The sequence below is a fragment of the Texcoconibacillus texcoconensis genome (assembly GCF_014202575.1).
GTDB classification, from domain to species: domain Bacteria; phylum Bacillota; class Bacilli; order Bacillales; family Salisediminibacteriaceae; genus Texcoconibacillus; species Texcoconibacillus texcoconensis.
The window spans coordinates 1-16,459 of record NZ_JACHHB010000015.1; the positions used below are offsets into that span (position 1 = coordinate 1).

The following is a 16,459-nucleotide window of genomic DNA, read 5'->3' on the forward strand; positions in this document are numbered from 1 at the left end:
GGACACCCTTGCCATTCGCTAACAGTTCCCACTGCCAAGCCTGTAGTGGACTTTCACCACCTAGCTGTCAGACATGCCGGGCACACCTAAAAAAAGAGAGAGTGCTTAATAAAACTCTCTCTTTTTCATATAAACGAGTTAAGACGGTGCTAGAAAGATCGCGCCATAAAGAAGCGAAGCGACAATGACAATCGCTGGATGAACTTTAAAACGCTCTAATAAGAAATAACTAACAATAATCAAAACGCCGGTTTGTAAAGTTCCATTTGCTGACCAAGACGTCTCAAAAAATTGAAAGGCAAGAACCCCTAATAATACAGCGATCGTTGGTCTAACAATCATCGTCATCCATTTCACTTTTGTCGACTGTCTAAATGCGTATAATAAACGTAATAACACAATCATTAAAATAAGTGAAGGAGCAACTGTTGCAAACACCCCGACAGACGCCCCTAATATCCCAGCTTGCTCAAAGCCAATGTAGCCAGCCATTTTTGTTGCGATCGGACCAGGTAAAGCATTTCCGAGCGCTAAAACTTCTCCGAATTCTTCTACAGTTAGCCACTCATAACGTTCTACGACCTCATGTTCAATTAAAGGAATCGAAGCAGGGCCACCCCCATAACCGAGAATACCTGGGATGAAAAACGCAAGGAAGATTTCCCAATAAATCATGTTTTTCCTCCTTTAGGGGTAGCAGATTGTCCCTGTTCTTTACGTGTGAGAGCAAACAATAAGAGAGCGACAATAACTAAGGCTGGGTGCAAATCAAGAACAACGATAATAGCAATAGATACAACAACTAAGCTCAAACTTCCACCTAACCCTAGCCCATCTTTTGATTTTTTGAAGAATTGCCACGTAAGTACCGCCATCATAACACCAACGACAGGGACAACGGCATTTGTCATTCCTTGTACCCACGGTTGGTCTCTAAATGAAGATAAAGTCGTAAGAAAAATAATCATTAGAAAAATGGTCGGCATGACTGTCGCAAATAGTGCATTCAGCATGCCGATTCCCCCTCCGACATGATATCCAATATAACCTGCAAGCTTTGTCGCAATCGGCCCGGGAAGAGTATTTCCAATTGCTAGAATATCTGAGAATTCGTCATCATTCATCCATTTATACGTATCAACTGCTTCTTTATGAATCAGTGGGATTGATGCCGGGCCACCTCCATACCCTAGCATGCCGACCCGAAAAAAAGCCCAAAATAATTGCCTCTGTTTCAAAAACATCCCTTCCTTACATTCGTTCCTTTTCAAAACTCAGGCTGGCAAGACTTATATTTACCACCCTGCTACAGAACCATCTGTACGTGATTCTGTTCCTCCAGCCAATACACCCGACTCTTGATCTTTCCAGATGATTTGACCTCGACCAAATCCACCAGAAAATGGAGGGATTTTCACGTCATGTCCTTTTCTCGCTAATACTTGTGCAGTGTTTTGAAGGAAATGGTGCTCCAGTTCTATTTGTTTATTTTTCACCCACTGCCAACGAGGTGCATCTAAAGCTGCCTGTGGATTTAATCCGAAATCGATCGTATTCATGATCACTTGCATATGTCCTTGCGGTTGCATAAATCCGCCCATAACGCCAAATGGCCCAACGGCTTTATCATCTTGCGTTAAAAAGCCAGGGATGATTGTATGATACGTTTTCTTATTTGGAGCAAGCGCGTTATCATGCTCAGGGTCTAAACTGAAATTATGACCTCGATTCTGTAAAGAGACCCCTGTTCCTGGTACAACGAGCCCAGAGCCAAATCCCATGTAATTACTTTGGATAAATGATACCATATTTCCTTCGCTATCAGCCGTGGCAAGGTATACAGTACCACTTCCTCTCGGTTCACCAACTTCAGGTTCACGTGCTTCATCTGTAATTAACGCACGACGTTGTTCTGTATACTGATCACTTAAAAGGTCAGCAACTGATACAGACATATGTTTATTTTCTGTAATGTAACGCTCACCATCTGCAAATGCCAATTTCATTGCTTCGATTTGCTTATGTAACGTCTCTGGGCAATCTCTTGAAGTAAATTCATCATTTCTCAGCATCTTTAATGCTTGTAAAGCAACAAGGCCTTGTCCATTCGGTGGGATTTCCCAAACATCATAACCTTTATAATTCACGGATATTGGTTCTACCCATTCTGGCTTGTAATGAGCTAAATCTTCTTTACGTAAAAAGCCATTGTACTCACGAGAAAAAGCATCAATTTTTTCAGCCAATTCACCGCGATAAAAAGCTTCGCCTTTCGTTTCCGCAATCAAACGAAGGGTTGATGCATGATCAGGTGATTTCCATTGTTCCCCTGCTACTGGTGCACGCCCATTAGGTGCAAACGTGTCGAACCAATATTTGAATTCGTCCCCTTGTAGTACATTTTTAAATTGTTGATAAGCTCGTCCCCAATAAAAAGACAGTACTGGTGAGAGCGGAAAGCCTTCTTCTGCATAACGTATCGCTGGTGCTAAAACATCTGATAGTGGTAATTTTCCGAATTTTTCAGAAAGTTCAACCCATGCTGAAGGTGCTCCTGGTACTGTAACGGGGGTGAAACCATACTTAGGTATTTCCTCATGACCTAACGCTTTCACATCATCAATCGAAACCGAAGCTGGCGACGGACCACTTGCATTTAACCCATGCAGTTCCCCATTTGTCCAAACAAGTGCAAACGCGTCACCTCCAATACCATTAGACGTTGGTTCCACGACTGTTAAACAAGCAGCAGTAGCAATTGCCGCATCAATCGCATTGCCGCCACGCTTTAAAATGTCTAACCCTGCTTGAGAAGCTAACGGTTGTGACGTTGCAACCATGCCATTATTGGCATAAGTAGTCATCCGTTGAGCAGCATAAGGTGTATGTAAACTGTCAAAATCAAACATATTATTTATCCCCCCTAACATATTTGTCTCATAATAACATATTTCGCTTAACGAATTAACTGTTTTTTAAAAATTGGCACGCGATTGTCCTCCATCAACATTGATGGTCGCACCTACAACCCATGAAGCTTTTTTTGAAGCCAAAAACAATACGACATCAGCAACCTCTTCAACAGTCCCAAAGCGCTGAGATGGAATTTCTTGTTCAACAAACGCGTTGATCTTTTCAGGATCCTCATCCAATCGCTTTTGCCAGTTTCCTGTTGGGTGGAGGATCGACCCTGGTGCAACACCATTTACACGAATACCATCTTTAATCACTTCATTTGCCAACGATTTCGTAAAGCTAATCATCGCCGCCTTAGAAGCATTGTACGTCGGTTTCCCACCTGACTCTCGGCCAAAAATCGAAGAAATATTGACGATCGACCCTGATTGCCGCTCTTTCATCTTTTTCACCGCTCTTTGGCTAAAGTCAACGGCTGAATAGTAATTCAAATGCATCGCGTCTTCAAAAGCTGATAGAGGGGTTTCCATTGTTTTCCCGCCATTTGAACCACCGACATTATTTACTAAAACATCAATCTTTCCAAAGGTATCGATAAACTCATTGAAAATACGTTCCCTTTCCTTTTCATCGGTTAGATCGCCTTGTAATGTGACAACATCTGGAAGGTCTTGTCTCACTTGCTGTAACGATTCTTTACCACTTGCGACAACTGCTACTTTCGCTCCTTCCTCAAGAAAGCGAGCGGCAATGCCCTTTCCTATCCCTTTTGAACCTCCTGTTACAAGCACAGTTCGGTCTTTTAATTGTAAATCCATAACCTCTCCTCCTTCTTATTGGATGATTTGATCTATAATTTTTTGGTGTGAAACAGGGAAAGGGTATTTACTGAAACGATCAGCATCAATCCAAATCCCTTGTGGCTCACCTTCATCACGGAAGTTTGCTGTCACTTTCATTTCTACAACACGAATATCCCATATAAGATGCGTGAAAACGTGATGGACTTCTGTCATCTGATTTTTTATAGTGACATCTAAATGAAATTGATCACGTATATACGATCTGATCGTTGAAAAATCTTCGCTAGCATCTTCGCAATTCGGAAATTCCCATAGCTTCGCTAATAAACCGTTATCTGAGCGCTGATTGATTAAAAATCGTCCATTTTCGTCGCTTATCACAGCTGCGACCATTTGTAATGTTTTCGGCTTTTTCTTTTTTGCCTTAACAGGTAAGTGTGTTTCAATTCCTTTTTCATATGCTTGACAATGGTCACGAACTGGACACAATAAACAAGACGGTGAAGTAGGCGTACAGATCAATGCACCTAACTCCATCATCCCTTGGTTAAAGTCTGAGGGATTATCATGAGCAATAATTTCACGAACAATCGCTTCGAATCGTTTTCTCGTTTTCGCTCGTCCAATGTCATCATCGATCGCAAAAATACGCGAGAGAACACGCATGACATTCCCATCCACAGCTGGCTCGCTCATCCCATATGCAATACTTAATATTGCACCTGCTGTGTAAGGGCCAACCCCTTTTAAGTTTGAGACACCCACCTTTGTATCCGGTACTTTTCCACCGTACATTTCGGTTACCTCTTTTGCAGCCTGGTGAAGGTTTCTCGCCCTAGAGTAATATCCTAAACCTTCCCAAGCTTTTAAAACCTTTTCTTCTTCCGCATATGCAAGATCTTGTACAGTCGGAAACTGTTCCATAAAATGACAAAAGTATGGAATCACAGTGTCTACACGGGTTTGTTGTAACATAATTTCCGAAACCCATACTTTATAAGGATCACCATCAATCCTCCAAGGGAGTTCACGCTTTTGCCCTTGATACCACTCAAGAAGTTGACGTTGAAACCCTTGAGCATCAAATATTTTTTCATTTTGTTTGTTCATGTTGTTCACCTCGTAAATCAATCACCAATACTTTATATCTTTGCCACAAACGCCCAACAATGTAACTTTTCTACCCCTCCATCAACCACTTGATCTAATTGACCAAAAATAGCGTGAGACGGCGATTTTCTGCGTTCTTTTAAAGCATAGTAATGCGACATCGTCGGTACTTTAAACATTTCTACATATAATCCTTCTTGGTCAGCTGCCTCAAACCATTCTATATCTTCAACTTCATAATCTGGGAGGTTTTCAAGAACGTCCTTCATTTTCACTTCATACAATTTTTTTGAGGACAATTTCACTTTATATTCAATAAAAACATGAATTGACGCCATTTACAAAAATCTCCTTTTGAAAACATTCCATGATGGGTATAGCTAATTAATAAGTCCAATTATTAAAGATATCATGTTATTGTTTATATAGAAACGAACGAATTAGCAGAGCCATTAAGGAGGGATGAAAATGGACACGGGCACTCACGTTGTTATGGGAATCGCTGTTGGCGGGTTGGCAACATTAGATCCTAACATATCCGGTAACTCTGCACTTGCTCAATCTGTTATGATTGCCACGATCGTAGGCTCACAGGCTCCAGATTTTGACACCGTTTTAAAATTAAAGGGCAATGCCCCATACATTCGAAATCACCGTGGTCCGACTCATTCGGTCCCTGCACTTTTTTTATGGCCAACGGCAATCACTTTAGCCCTCCTCGCATTCAACCCATCATTACCTTGGCTTACGATTTGGGGATGGTCGTTTTTTGCCGTTTTCTTTCACGTTTTCGTCGATATTTTTAACGCGTATGGTACTCAAGCTCTTTCTCCGTTTCGAAAAAAATGGATCGCTCTCGGCGTTATCAATATTTTTGATGCTTTCATATTTTTTGCCCACATCGTAGCGATCATTTTATGGCGTTTCGGGTCGGACCCTGGCTATACATTCTTAACCCTTTACATTGTCCTAACTGGTTACTATATATGGCGCTACAAGGAAAATCGAGCTGTTTATAACCTTTTGAAGCAGCAGCATCCTGACGCTACACATATTTTTATATCGCCCACATTTAAGTGGAATTTATGGCACGTTGTCATTCGTACCAAAGAGTATATGTATGTCACAGAAGTAAGACATAAGCAAATTAAGTATTTTGAAACGTATTCGTTTGATCCTATTCCTGATCACCCAATTATCAACGCTGCGCTATACGATGACAATTTATCTGCATTCTTGTCCTTTTCACCCACGTATCGTTGGGAGTTATTTACTGAAGAACACGGTTATACCGTGAAATTTACTGATTTACGCTATCGAAGTAAAGGACATTATCCATTTGTTGCGATCGTTCAGTTAGACGAATCGTATACACCAATTAGTTCCTACACAGGATGGGTGTACAATAAAGAAACATTACAAAGAAAATTAGAGCAGGCGGCCGTTCAGTAATACCATCGTAATAAATATTATTAGTGGTAACGACGCGTTTTCAGCTTTTTTTGATACTTTGGACTTTCAAGTAATTTTTCATTCAAGTGCGGACCGTGTTGTTTAATCCACATACTAACAATTTTCTCGCCCGTTTCATTCCCCTGAAATGAACGGCCTGCTTTTGCATACGTAGCTTGGAAATCCTCCCAAAACATTTCCACCCACGTACGCGCTTGTAAGTACGTTAAGCTTCCATTTACTTCCAACAATTCGTTGGCGAGCCGATCAAATACCTTTTCCATTATTCTTCACTCCTCTTGACAGGATTTGTCGCACATCTGATCAAGACAAGCACATATACTAATCATGCACCACCGATAAGGAGGTTCCACCGATGAGAAACAAGGCGAAAGATTTCCCAGAAAATATGGCGATTGAACACGAACACCATGCAGCAGGAGATAACTCTTCACAAAGAGTAAATGGACAAATCAAAGACCGACCACAGGAAAGAATGAGACAAGCAGGTAAAGAGCGTCCCGATCCTCACCAATAATCCTGGAGGTGGCTTTAATTGAGTAAACACCCTGCAACAACAAAAGGGAGTCGCGATCCATTTCAATCACCAACAGCAAACCCTAAGCATGCTGCTCACCAAATTAACGGTGAGTCAAGAATGAGTCGTCATACCATCGTCTTAAAACAAGATGTAAAAAAACGTTGTTAACTATTGAGAAAAATGAAGGGTCTGCCTCATTTGGGGCAGATCCCTTTTACGATTAATGTAAAACAGAAATCGGTACAGCTTCTAGAGATGAGTCATCATTTCGATACCCCCACGCAAAAACACCATTCATGTAAGAGATGGTAAACGTATCATTTTCTTCTGCTAACGTATAGGTTTCACCCGATTTGAATTGGTTAGGATCTAACATATATGATTTAGCAACAGCGATTTTCCTCATATGAACAGCGTACTCATTGACGATCCCCATTTGTTCAGCTTTTTGCGCTTTCTCTGTTAACGTAGAAATCTCTTGTTGCAATTCTTCGACTGTCATATCACTATAACGTTTCTCCATCCCCTTATACCCCTTTCTTTTCTCTTTTCCTGTTTTGCTAGCTAAAAAGAAATTGAAATACAAAAAAATAGGCATTTCCCTTTCCATTTTAACACTTCAAACACTAGAAAGGGAAAAGCCTGCAATTCTTTTACAACCTTAGATTAACGCGTAAATAAAACCAATTAAGCCCGAAAGGATAGCAAAATACAAAGCACCGATTAGTACCATCCGGATTATCACGCCTTCTTTACCGACAAGACCGACAACGGAAGCAGCAGCAACAACATTTAAAACACTCACCACATTTCCTGAGTTTGAGCCCATCGCCTGAAGGCTCAAAATTAATGTTGGGTCCGTATCAATTTGATCACCAACACTAAATTGAAAAATCGCAAACATCATGTTACTAAATGTCGTACTACCCGAAATGAATGTCCCTAACATACCAATAAGTGGTGCAAATAGTGGCCAGAATCCTCCTATAGCAGAGGACATCGTATCCGCTAATTCCATAGGCATACTTTGAAAACCAGCATTGTTTTGACCAGAGTTAATGAATATTCGTACCATTGGTACTGCAGTTAATAAAGTAACAGCACTTCCAATGATCGCCAACCCTGAAGTGGAGAAGGCTTCCTTTACTTCCGAACCGTTCAATTGGTGAATAAAAATCGTAGCGACGACAACGACGATAAAAACAAACCCCGGTAAATACAAGGGTTGTAGTTCTTCACTGACCGTTGTCCCTAAAATGTTTTCCCAACCAATTGTGACATTTGCTAATGGATCACGAAACGGTAACTGTTCAAGCCTCGTAATAACAAGGATGACACCTACGAGTATATAAGGAATCCATGCCTTAACCAGTGACAGGTTCTTCCCTTTTCTGTCTTCATCTTCATCGTTAATAGATAACTCTTCACTTACCCATGTTTGCAACCAATCCTTCCGATCTGGGAACTGCCATTCTTGTTCAGGGAGTAAAAAACCTTTATTCGCTGCAGTAACAACGAGAAGAAGGCCAATCAAACCCCCAAAAATAGATGGAAATTCAGGACCTAAGGTTGAGGCAATAATAAAAGCTGGTACCGTGAAGCTAAGCCCTGCAAATAAAGCAAAACGCCATAGTTGCAAGCCTTCTTTCCAAGAACGATTCTCACCAAAAAAACGCGTCAAAATCATAACAATGACTAACGGAATGAGCGTACCTACAAAAATATCTACTTGCATAATTTGCGCAGAAATTAAACGCAAGTAGCTTGTCATTCCACCAGCATCTGTCATAAAAGGGTCAACAGGCGGAAAAACATGTGCCCCTTCGACTAACCCTTCTCCAAAGCCAACAATAACTGGCGTTCCAACAGCACCAAATGATGCGGGACTACTGTTAGCAATTAACGCAAGAGAAACTGCTGCCAAAGCCGGGAAACCAAGAGCTACAAGAAGTGGTGCAGCAATTGCCGCTGGGGTTCCAAATCCTGCTGCACCTTCAATGAATGAGCCAAAACTCCACGCGATAATAATCGCTTGAACACGACGGTCACCACTGACTTTCATAAAGCTATTCCGAATCGTATCAATAGCTCCGCTAATTTTTAAAGTATTCAAGAGTAAAATTGCCCCAAATACAATGTAAAGGATCGATATGCCTACGATTACCCCTTCAATCATTGAAGCCGTAATATGAATAATCGGAACTTGCCAATATAAATATGCTAAAAAGGCCGTTGCTAAAAGGCTAATTGGCATCGCCTTCATCGCTGGCATCCGTAAAATAACGAGGAAAACCATAACTGCAATGATTGGTGTTAGTGCTATAAAAGTCGTCACCTATACCCCTCCATCATCATCTAAGTATGTATTGAGATAACATGTTTATTATGACCGAAAACATGTTTTATACTCATTGACTAAAAAGAGGAATAAACACGACCTTTTATAGCAGTTTACTTCTCTATTTCCTGCTCATCTAACCATTGTTGGATCAAATCAAACGAAAAACCTCGTTGTACAAGCGTTTGTTTTACCTTCTGTTCTAATTCCCAACCTGTGAATTGACGGTACTTCCTCAACGCCTTTAAGCCATACTTTTCGATTGCTTGCCACTCTAATTGATCATCGTGCTCCCAATCAAGGTCTCGTACGACTTCAACACTCATATGCTGTGAGAAACCTCGTTGGATTAAATGTTGGATGAGCTTTTGTTGTCGCGATTTTAACGGTTCATTTTTACGTGCCTGACTTTTTTTATTTGCCAATTGCGTGGCTTTATCAAATTGTTCTTCTTGTGAATAGATCGTTAAAGCTTGTTCGATGATGTGTTGGTCAACCCCTTTTCGTTCAAGCTCTTGTTTTAATAGCATTGGACCTTTCAATTGTTCATTTTTTTTTGTACGAATGTACGATTCACTAAAAGATTGATCATCAATGAGACCTTGTTGTTTTAATTTATCGGCAATTCGAGGAACATTTTCTTCCGGCACTTCTTTTTTATGTAAATAATCGATAATCTCTTTTTCCGTTCGCATTCGATATGATAAATAATTCAAAACGGATTGGTACCCTTTGTTAACAGCTTCTTTCTCTTGAATCCTTTCAACTGCTTCCTCTGTTAACTCCATCCCTTTTAAGATCGATTCAGAAACGAGGACATCTTCACTAACACTGAATGCATATTCTTCACCTTTACCACGGTCAATGTAAACATTAAAACGATCTTTACGCTTTTTTTGCGTCGTAATTTTTGCGATCTTCACCTTATTTCACCTCAATCAATATCGTACCATATCAAACAGTAAGTTTAATGCAGGATGTTTAAAGGAATTACTCTTAATAGCTTCTATGGAGATAAGGAGGGACACTTATGAGTATCGTTATTGCTGGGGGAAGTGGCTTTATTGGTGCTGCCTTAACGAACGAATTGCTCGCTAATGGTGAGCATGTTTATATTTTAACGAGAAACAAACAGGGAAAACAGGAACAAGAAGGGGTTACATACGTTGAATGGCTACATGAACAAGCTTCGCCAGAAAAAGAAATAAAAAATCCTACTGCAATTGTCAATCTTGCTGGGGAATCCTTAAATGAAAAACGTTGGACAACAAAGCAAAAACAACGAATTCTCACTAGTCGAACCGAATCGACAAGAGCCATTTGTTTACTTATTGATAAATTGGAATCAAAACCTGATGTACTTGTTAACGCATCAGCGATTGGTTTTTACGGCACTTCTTTTAATGAAACATTCACTGAAGAAACAACAAATCCTGGCGATGATTTTTTGGCTCACGTTGTCTCAAAGTGGGAAACGGAAGCTTCTAAAGCTACAGAACATGTCCGCGTCGTATATGCTCGACTCGGGATCGTTTTAGACAAAGATGAAGGCGCACTCAGTAAAATGCTCTTGCCCTTTCAATTATTTGCAGGTGGTCGTTTAGGGACGGGGAAACAATGGATGTCATGGGTTCACATCAATGATGTTGTCAAGATGATTCAATTTGCAATCAACCATTCATCTGTTCAAGGTCCCTTGAATGTAACTGCACCAAATCCTGTAAAGATGGAGACATTCACTCAAAACTTAGCCTCTGTATTAAAACGCCCAAATTGGTTCCCAGTCCCTGAACCACTTTTAAAAGCTGCGCTTGGAGAAATGAGCACCCTCGTCTTAGATGGACAAAGAGTACTTCCGGAAAAAGCGATGAATGACGGATACACGTTTCAATTTACTGATTTACAGCCAGCTCTTAAAAATCTTCTTTAAACAATGGCAGCATACTAATACTACAAACCGCTCGATCGGCCACCACAGATCGGGCGGTTTTTCACTTACCAGTTCATGTATGTTTTATGGCCCATTTATCCATACTAAAGCTAGATGAATAAATGGGGTGATTAGGATGAAAGACAAAAAGAAGCGTAGAATTGACCAGAACAAGAGAGCTTTAAAAAAGGCTCAAGAAGTTGAGTACAGCTCAGAGTTTGCCGCTGCTGATCGCGTATTAAACGAAAAAAGAAACAAGTAATCACTGAGGAGGTTTGTCATGGCTAATAACAAACATCATGACCAAGAAAATCGATCAACTAACCGTTCCAATGAGCCAGGAGAAGACATTGAATTTTCTGAAGAACTTGCAGACCACGAAGATCACGAAGCACAACAAAGAGCGCGCGAAGCAAACCGTCGCGTTGAAAAGAAAGACACTTAATACGCCATAAAAGGGTCAGGTCATTCATCTGGCCCTTTTATAATTAAAGTAAAATTCCGACAATATCGTAAATTTGCTATACATTTCCATAAATCCACGTTATGATAGTGTTTAGGGACAAATTCTATCAATCAAAATATGGTGATATTCACATTTGAACATCCTCCCCGTTAACTTAAGCACTTCGATATTGAAGTTAATACAATTCTACAACTTTTTCGCCTTATTTTACTGTAGCTTCTAAGGTCGGGTGTTCACCAACAGATCACCATGAATCACGATCCCTTAAAAGGATTGCTTATTTTAAGAAAGGTAAGGTGATTGAGCTGTGCTTTCATTGCCACCGTCATTTTTAGGACATCGCGTATCTCTTGAAGGAGACAAAACGAATGAGTACATTATTCGTTACGAAGACCACCAAAAACTAAAAACTCACGTCCTACTGTGCAAACAAGAATCACCCGAAATTTTTGCCACGTTAAATCACGAAGGAGATTTTCTCGAATCTTTTTACCTTTCTAACAAAACGACAGATTTGGCTGCTCAGTCACTCGATCGTTACAAATCAATCATCGAACGAAAGAAACAATTCCGAATTACCCAAGACGATTTAAAAGATGCTCTAAAACCTGAATCAAAAGCGAAGATGAAAAATGAACATATAAAAAAACATCTCGTTGATGAACATTTACAAGACATAAAAAATCAATGGCCTTCTCGCCTGTTAACTCTCCAAAACATGGAAGGTTCTTATGAAGACTCCCTCATACTTACAACACTAGAAGATGCACTTCAACAAGCAAATCCTACAAAATCCTTTCAATTTTTATGTAACCACCGTTATGACATATTCGTCCCACGAATAGCAAGTATGCTTCCAAAACACCGTGATCTATTCACGACGATTAGTCAATATTACTTGAAATATAATCATACAGATACGTTAGAACAATTAATGTACAATATGATCAACATTGTTGATTTAACTGATGATCGTGAACTCATTGAATCGGTATTAGCTAGGGCCCAACATATTGACTCAACGCACTTTAGTGATCATTTGAAAAACATGATGAAAACCCTCTTCAAACGAGTGAAGAGAGAAACGGAGCACTCACCAAAAGAGTGGCTAAAATTCATCGTAACAGATCAGAAGTTAAAACTTGCGATTATTTCATCATTAAAAGAACAAAAAACGGGCTAACCTTTAATAAAAAAGGCGTCCCTATTCAACAAACCAAGTTTGCTTGAATCAGGACGCCTTATTTTTTTGCAATTTTTTTAGTTGGGTATTCCTTACTTCATACGGCGGGCAAAGTCTACAAATCGAAACTTGTCTGGACGGTGCCTTGATTCCGTATATTGAAACAAACTCGCATCCTCTAAATAGACGAAATTTTTCACTACGACAATGTTCGAAAAACCTTCAAGGTCTAGATGCTCGCGATCTTCTTCACTAGGTTCCTCAACGATGATTTCCTTTTTCGCAAAGCTAATCAACATCCCAAGCTCATTTTCAATATATTCGTATATTGAGTTTTCGCAAACCTCTCTTGTCAGCGTTTCTACATAATCGCGTTTAATAAAGTCTTTATCAAGGATAACTTTTTCATCATCAATTTCTCTAATTCGGAAGACGCGCCAAACCTCATCACTTGGTTCTAAGTCTAATTTGCTCATCAATTCATCACTGGGATGAGTAACATCAAGAAACTGTACAATCGTTCGATAAGTTTGTCCCATATTTTTCGCCAACTCTTTAAATGTGACGAGTCCTGATACAGGAAAATCAATTTTATCAGAATCTAAAACGATCGAACCTTTGCCTTGAACTTTTTGAATAAAACCGTTTTGCGCTAGGACATTTAATGCCTTTCGAATTGTTTCACGCGATGTTTCATATACTTCCATCAGTTCATGTTCTGACGGGAGTGTTGACTGTGGTTTAATCGTTTTGTTTCGAATTTTTTCAACAATATCACGATAGATGTGAATATATTTGTTTTTCATCGGCCATCACCGATATAAGTTTATCATGCTTTTGTCAAATGATAAACCACTGACTCGTATGGACGAAGTGTCATTTCTTTTAAATTTGATGGCTCATCATCGTAATTGCTAATTAAACATTCAGCATTTTTCCCCTCGAAATCAACGTGATCTGAGCACGTAAAAGTTGTTTCTTCACCATAGAAATTATTCACAACGAGGAGCTGCTCATCTTTCCACGTACGAACATAAGCAAAAACAGAATCATGTCCTTCATCTAACAATTGATAATCGCCGTAAGTAATAATGTCATATGTCTTTCTCAATTCAATCAGTTTTTGATAGTGATAAAAAATCGAGTTCTCATCCTCTAATGCTTTTTCAGCATTGATCGATTCATAATTGGACGCCACTGGAATCCATGGTTCTGCTGTCGTGAAACCACCATGTTTTTCACTTGTCCATTGGACTGGTGTGCGCGAATTATCACGTGATTTACGGCCGATGATGTGCATCAATTCATCTTCAGGCATGTCATCTTTTTTCATTTCGTAAATATTGAGTGTCTCAACGTCACGGTAATCGTTGATAGATGAAAATTTCGGATCAGTCATACCAAATTCTTCACCTTGGTAAATGTAAGGTGTTCCTTGCATCATATGTGCAGTTGTCGCTAGCATTTTCGCTGACTCATTATGGTATTTTTCATCATCTCCATAGCGAGAAACGACACGCGGCTGATCATGATTACACCAAAATAGTGCATTCCAACCGCCACCTTTATTCATTTCCACTTGCCATTCAGACAAGATTCTCTTTAATGCATGAAAATCAAAAGGGGCCACAGACCATTTTTCACCGTTAGGGTAATCGACTTTCAAATGATGGAAGTTAAAAGTCATACTCAATTCTTTTCGTTCTGGATTTGTATACTTAATACAGTCATCAATTGTCGTGGAACTCATCTCACCGACAGTGACAATATCATAATGCGAAAACACTTCTCTATTCATTTCTTGCATAAATTCATGCACACGTGGGCCATCTGTGTAAAACTTACGACCATCTCCTGGTGCAACCGAACCATCATCGTTAGGAAAATCTTGATCTTTAGAGATTAAATTAATAACATCTAACCGAAAACCGTCTACACCTTTTTCAAACCAGTAGTGCATCATTTCATATACGTTTTTTCGTACTTGTTCGTTTTCCCAATTTAAATCAGCTTGTGTGACGTCAAACAAGTGTAAATAATACTGCCCACTTTCTTCGTCAAACTCCCAAGCCGTGCCGCCAAACTTAGACTGCCAATTATTAGGCTCCTTACCATCAACAGGGTCTTTCCAAATGTAGAAATCACGATATTCACTATTCGGATTGCCTAGGGCATCTTTAAACCAAGCATGTTCTGTAGATGTATGGTTCACAACAATATCAAACATAATTTTCAAATCACGTTTATGCGCTTCTTCTAATAAACGATCGACGTCTTCCATCGTTCCGTATGGCTCATGAATGCTGTAGTAATCGCTAATATCGTAACCGTTGTCATTTTGTGGCGACTCGTATACCGGTGTTAACCAAACGATATCGATGCCTAGCTTTTTTAAGTAATCAAGCTTTTCAATGACACCCTGAATGTCACCAACACCATTTCCTGATGTATCGTTAAAACTTTTCGGATAAATTTGATAAACGACAGATTTTCTCCACCATTCGTTCCAAGTCATCTAAGTACCTCCTATGTTTTCACTGTTCCCTTGTTAAGGGCGTTACACCGTCCACCTCTAAGTAAGACTGAGAACTGCTTTAATTATAAGCTTGTATATACAAGCGGGTCAATGGATAAATACTTGTTTTTGTTATGACCAGCTCATGAACCTTGATTACTAACCTTTTTTATTTTGCATAAAAAAAGGGCTACCTATAAGTAGCCTTTAAAAAAAGTTTTTGATTATTCACTTTGAGGACTCTTAACCTCAATCAATGAATTTACGACTCCTCCTCACGCTCAACAACATCACCAACTTCCAGTTCTGCTACTGGCATTGAGTGCATCCCTCTTGCAGTAACATGGGGTTGCACATGGTAAAGTCCATCTTCAGGAAAAGTATAAGTGATTTCATATACACCATCACCTGTATGTTCCGCTTCTATAAAATCACTTCCTGACTTTTCTCCATCTACCCATATTTCGAATTCGACTTCATTTGCATCTTCAACATCTTCATCTTCTTGGGTAACATGTGTTGCTATTGTTTCTTCTTGCTCTGGGTCTACATCCTCAGGTAATAAAACTTCAACGTCTAACGGTCTTTGTTCCATTTCAGCTTGGGAATTGTTTTCTTCAGCTCCGCAAGCAGAAACGGTTAGCGCTAATGCTGCCAATACACCAATTCCCCATATTTTGTGCTTTTTCTTCATTTTTCCTACCTCCAGATTTATTATTACGGTTATATTGTAAAATACGTTTAAGTATATGTCTTAAAAAGTGCTTGTCCAAGGAATCTTGTCCTTAAAAAGGCTCTTTTCGAAAACTTTGTTGTTTATGATAAAACTCAAAGAAGCGAAAGGTGTCGACTCAGATGGGTTAAATACGATTACATCCAATGTTTCGTACGCTCCGGACATGAGTTCCGCTAATTGTAAAAATCCCCCTTTAATGCATGCAAAAGTGACGATTAACGGAACATATGTCCGTCCGCGACCGCAAGACACGAGCAGCACTCACCTGACCAGCTTCAATTCAGTTCAAACATCGTGTGGTCGTCGTTGCTTGGGTACGATTTTCTACAGTGAACTCATTCTTTAAAAAGCAACAACCTTTTATAAAGAAGAAAATGGTGTTAAGTTTTGTGAGCACAAAACACAACCAACATATACTAGTTCAAATATGTTTATACCTAGAAACCCCCCTTATCACGAATGAAAAGGG

At 39.7% G+C, this 16,459-nt stretch carries 20 protein-coding genes; 7 read left to right on the top strand and 13 right to left on the bottom strand.

All coding sequences use genetic code 11. The features are described 5' to 3' along the window. Positions 1-138: 138 nt before the first annotated feature. From HNQ41_RS13875 to HNQ41_RS13900, 6 genes are all read right to left on the bottom strand, one after another. Positions 139-675: a chromate transporter gene (locus HNQ41_RS13875; protein ID WP_184665037.1), complete on the bottom strand. Its 537-nt coding sequence runs from the start codon at positions 673-675 to the stop codon at positions 139-141. Continuing rightward, the gene (locus tag HNQ41_RS13880) at positions 672-1,238 is read right to left on the bottom strand and encodes a chromate transporter (protein ID WP_184665038.1); all 567 of its coding nucleotides are present in this window, start codon (positions 1,236-1,238) and stop codon (positions 672-674) included. The genes HNQ41_RS13875 and HNQ41_RS13880 overlap by 4 nt, the downstream gene beginning before the upstream one ends. A 57-nt stretch (positions 1,239-1,295) precedes the next feature. Beyond that, positions 1,296-2,909, bottom strand: coding sequence for a gamma-glutamyltransferase family protein (locus HNQ41_RS13885; RefSeq protein ID WP_221301952.1), 1,614 nt, complete (start codon positions 2,907-2,909; stop codon positions 1,296-1,298). Between the two features lie 66 nt (positions 2,910-2,975). Then, entirely contained in the window at positions 2,976-3,734 is a 759-nt protein-coding gene (locus HNQ41_RS13890; protein WP_184665039.1) for an SDR family NAD(P)-dependent oxidoreductase, read from the bottom strand. Between the two features lie 15 nt (positions 3,735-3,749). Continuing rightward, positions 3,750-4,829 carry an A/G-specific adenine glycosylase gene (gene mutY, locus HNQ41_RS13895; protein ID WP_184665040.1) on the bottom strand — a complete coding sequence of 360 codons (1,080 nt, stop codon included), beginning with the start codon at positions 4,827-4,829 and terminating at the stop codon, positions 3,750-3,752. 32 nt (positions 4,830-4,861) lie between these two features. Continuing rightward, complete coding sequence (locus HNQ41_RS13900; protein ID WP_184665041.1) at positions 4,862-5,167, bottom strand: hypothetical protein; 306 nt, start codon at positions 5,165-5,167, stop codon at positions 4,862-4,864. 130 nt (positions 5,168-5,297) lie between these two features. Between HNQ41_RS13900 and HNQ41_RS13905 the strand changes: the two genes are divergently transcribed. Beyond that, positions 5,298-6,281 carry a metal-dependent hydrolase gene (locus HNQ41_RS13905; protein WP_184665042.1) on the top strand — a complete coding sequence of 328 codons (984 nt, stop codon included), beginning with the start codon at positions 5,298-5,300 and terminating at the stop codon, positions 6,279-6,281. Between the two features lie 20 nt (positions 6,282-6,301). Here the strand turns inward: HNQ41_RS13905 and HNQ41_RS13910 are convergent, their stop codons facing one another. Continuing rightward, positions 6,302-6,565 (bottom strand): YfhJ family protein, encoded by a 264-nt coding sequence (locus HNQ41_RS13910; RefSeq protein ID WP_184665043.1) that lies wholly within the window; start codon positions 6,563-6,565, stop codon positions 6,302-6,304. A gap of 92 nt (positions 6,566-6,657) precedes the next feature. Here HNQ41_RS13910 and sspK point away from each other — a divergent pair, with 92 nt between their 5' ends. Together sspK and HNQ41_RS13920 are read left to right on the top strand one after the other, a co-directional pair. Continuing rightward, complete coding sequence (gene sspK, locus HNQ41_RS13915) at positions 6,658-6,819, top strand: small acid-soluble spore protein K (RefSeq protein WP_184665044.1); 162 nt, start codon at positions 6,658-6,660, stop codon at positions 6,817-6,819. A gap of 18 nt (positions 6,820-6,837) precedes the next feature. Next, on the top strand, positions 6,838-6,990 hold the full coding sequence (locus HNQ41_RS13920) for a YpzG family protein (protein WP_184665045.1): 153 nt from the start codon (positions 6,838-6,840) through the stop codon (positions 6,988-6,990). Between the two features lie 52 nt (positions 6,991-7,042). Here the strand turns inward: HNQ41_RS13920 and HNQ41_RS13925 are convergent, their stop codons facing one another. The 3 genes from HNQ41_RS13925 to recX form a co-directional block, all read right to left on the bottom strand. Further along, positions 7,043-7,345, bottom strand: a complete 303-nt coding sequence (locus HNQ41_RS13925; RefSeq protein WP_184665046.1) for a YfhH family protein — start codon at positions 7,343-7,345, stop codon at positions 7,043-7,045. A 138-nt stretch (positions 7,346-7,483) separates the two neighbouring features. Next, positions 7,484-9,157, bottom strand: coding sequence for a lactate permease LctP family transporter (locus HNQ41_RS13930; RefSeq protein WP_184665047.1), 1,674 nt, complete (start codon positions 9,155-9,157; stop codon positions 7,484-7,486). Between the two features lie 116 nt (positions 9,158-9,273). Next, positions 9,274-10,083: a recombination regulator RecX gene (gene recX / locus HNQ41_RS13935; protein ID WP_184665048.1), complete on the bottom strand. Its 810-nt coding sequence runs from the start codon at positions 10,081-10,083 to the stop codon at positions 9,274-9,276. Between the two features lie 107 nt (positions 10,084-10,190). Here recX and HNQ41_RS13940 point away from each other — a divergent pair, with 107 nt between their 5' ends. The 4 genes from HNQ41_RS13940 (at position 10,191) to HNQ41_RS13955 (ending at position 12,739) form a co-directional block, all read left to right on the top strand. Further along, entirely contained in the window at positions 10,191-11,090 is a 900-nt protein-coding gene (locus tag HNQ41_RS13940; RefSeq protein WP_184665049.1) for a TIGR01777 family oxidoreductase, read from the top strand. Between the two features lie 136 nt (positions 11,091-11,226). Next, complete coding sequence (locus HNQ41_RS13945; protein WP_184665050.1) at positions 11,227-11,352, top strand: YfhE family protein; 126 nt, start codon at positions 11,227-11,229, stop codon at positions 11,350-11,352. Positions 11,353-11,370: 18 nt separating this feature from the next. After that, complete coding sequence (locus HNQ41_RS13950; protein ID WP_184665051.1) at positions 11,371-11,535, top strand: YfhD family protein; 165 nt, start codon at positions 11,371-11,373, stop codon at positions 11,533-11,535. Positions 11,536-11,863: 328 nt separating this feature from the next. Continuing rightward, positions 11,864-12,739 carry a hypothetical protein gene (locus tag HNQ41_RS13955; RefSeq protein WP_184665052.1) on the top strand — a complete coding sequence of 292 codons (876 nt, stop codon included), beginning with the start codon at positions 11,864-11,866 and terminating at the stop codon, positions 12,737-12,739. 92 nt (positions 12,740-12,831) lie between these two features. Here the strand turns inward: HNQ41_RS13955 and treR are convergent, their stop codons facing one another. The 3 genes from treR to HNQ41_RS13970 all read right to left on the bottom strand — a co-directional run bounded on the left by treR (position 12,832) and on the right by HNQ41_RS13970 (position 15,948). Beyond that, positions 12,832-13,545 (bottom strand): trehalose operon repressor, encoded by a 714-nt coding sequence (treR, locus tag HNQ41_RS13960; RefSeq protein ID WP_184665053.1) that lies wholly within the window; start codon positions 13,543-13,545, stop codon positions 12,832-12,834. A gap of 23 nt (positions 13,546-13,568) precedes the next feature. Further along, positions 13,569-15,254, bottom strand: a complete 1,686-nt coding sequence (gene treC / locus HNQ41_RS13965; protein ID WP_184665054.1) for an alpha,alpha-phosphotrehalase — start codon at positions 15,252-15,254, stop codon at positions 13,569-13,571. Positions 15,255-15,516: 262 nt separating this feature from the next. After that, positions 15,517-15,948, bottom strand: a complete 432-nt coding sequence (locus HNQ41_RS13970) for a FixH family protein (RefSeq protein ID WP_184665055.1) — start codon at positions 15,946-15,948, stop codon at positions 15,517-15,519. Positions 15,949-16,459 lie beyond the last annotated feature (511 nt).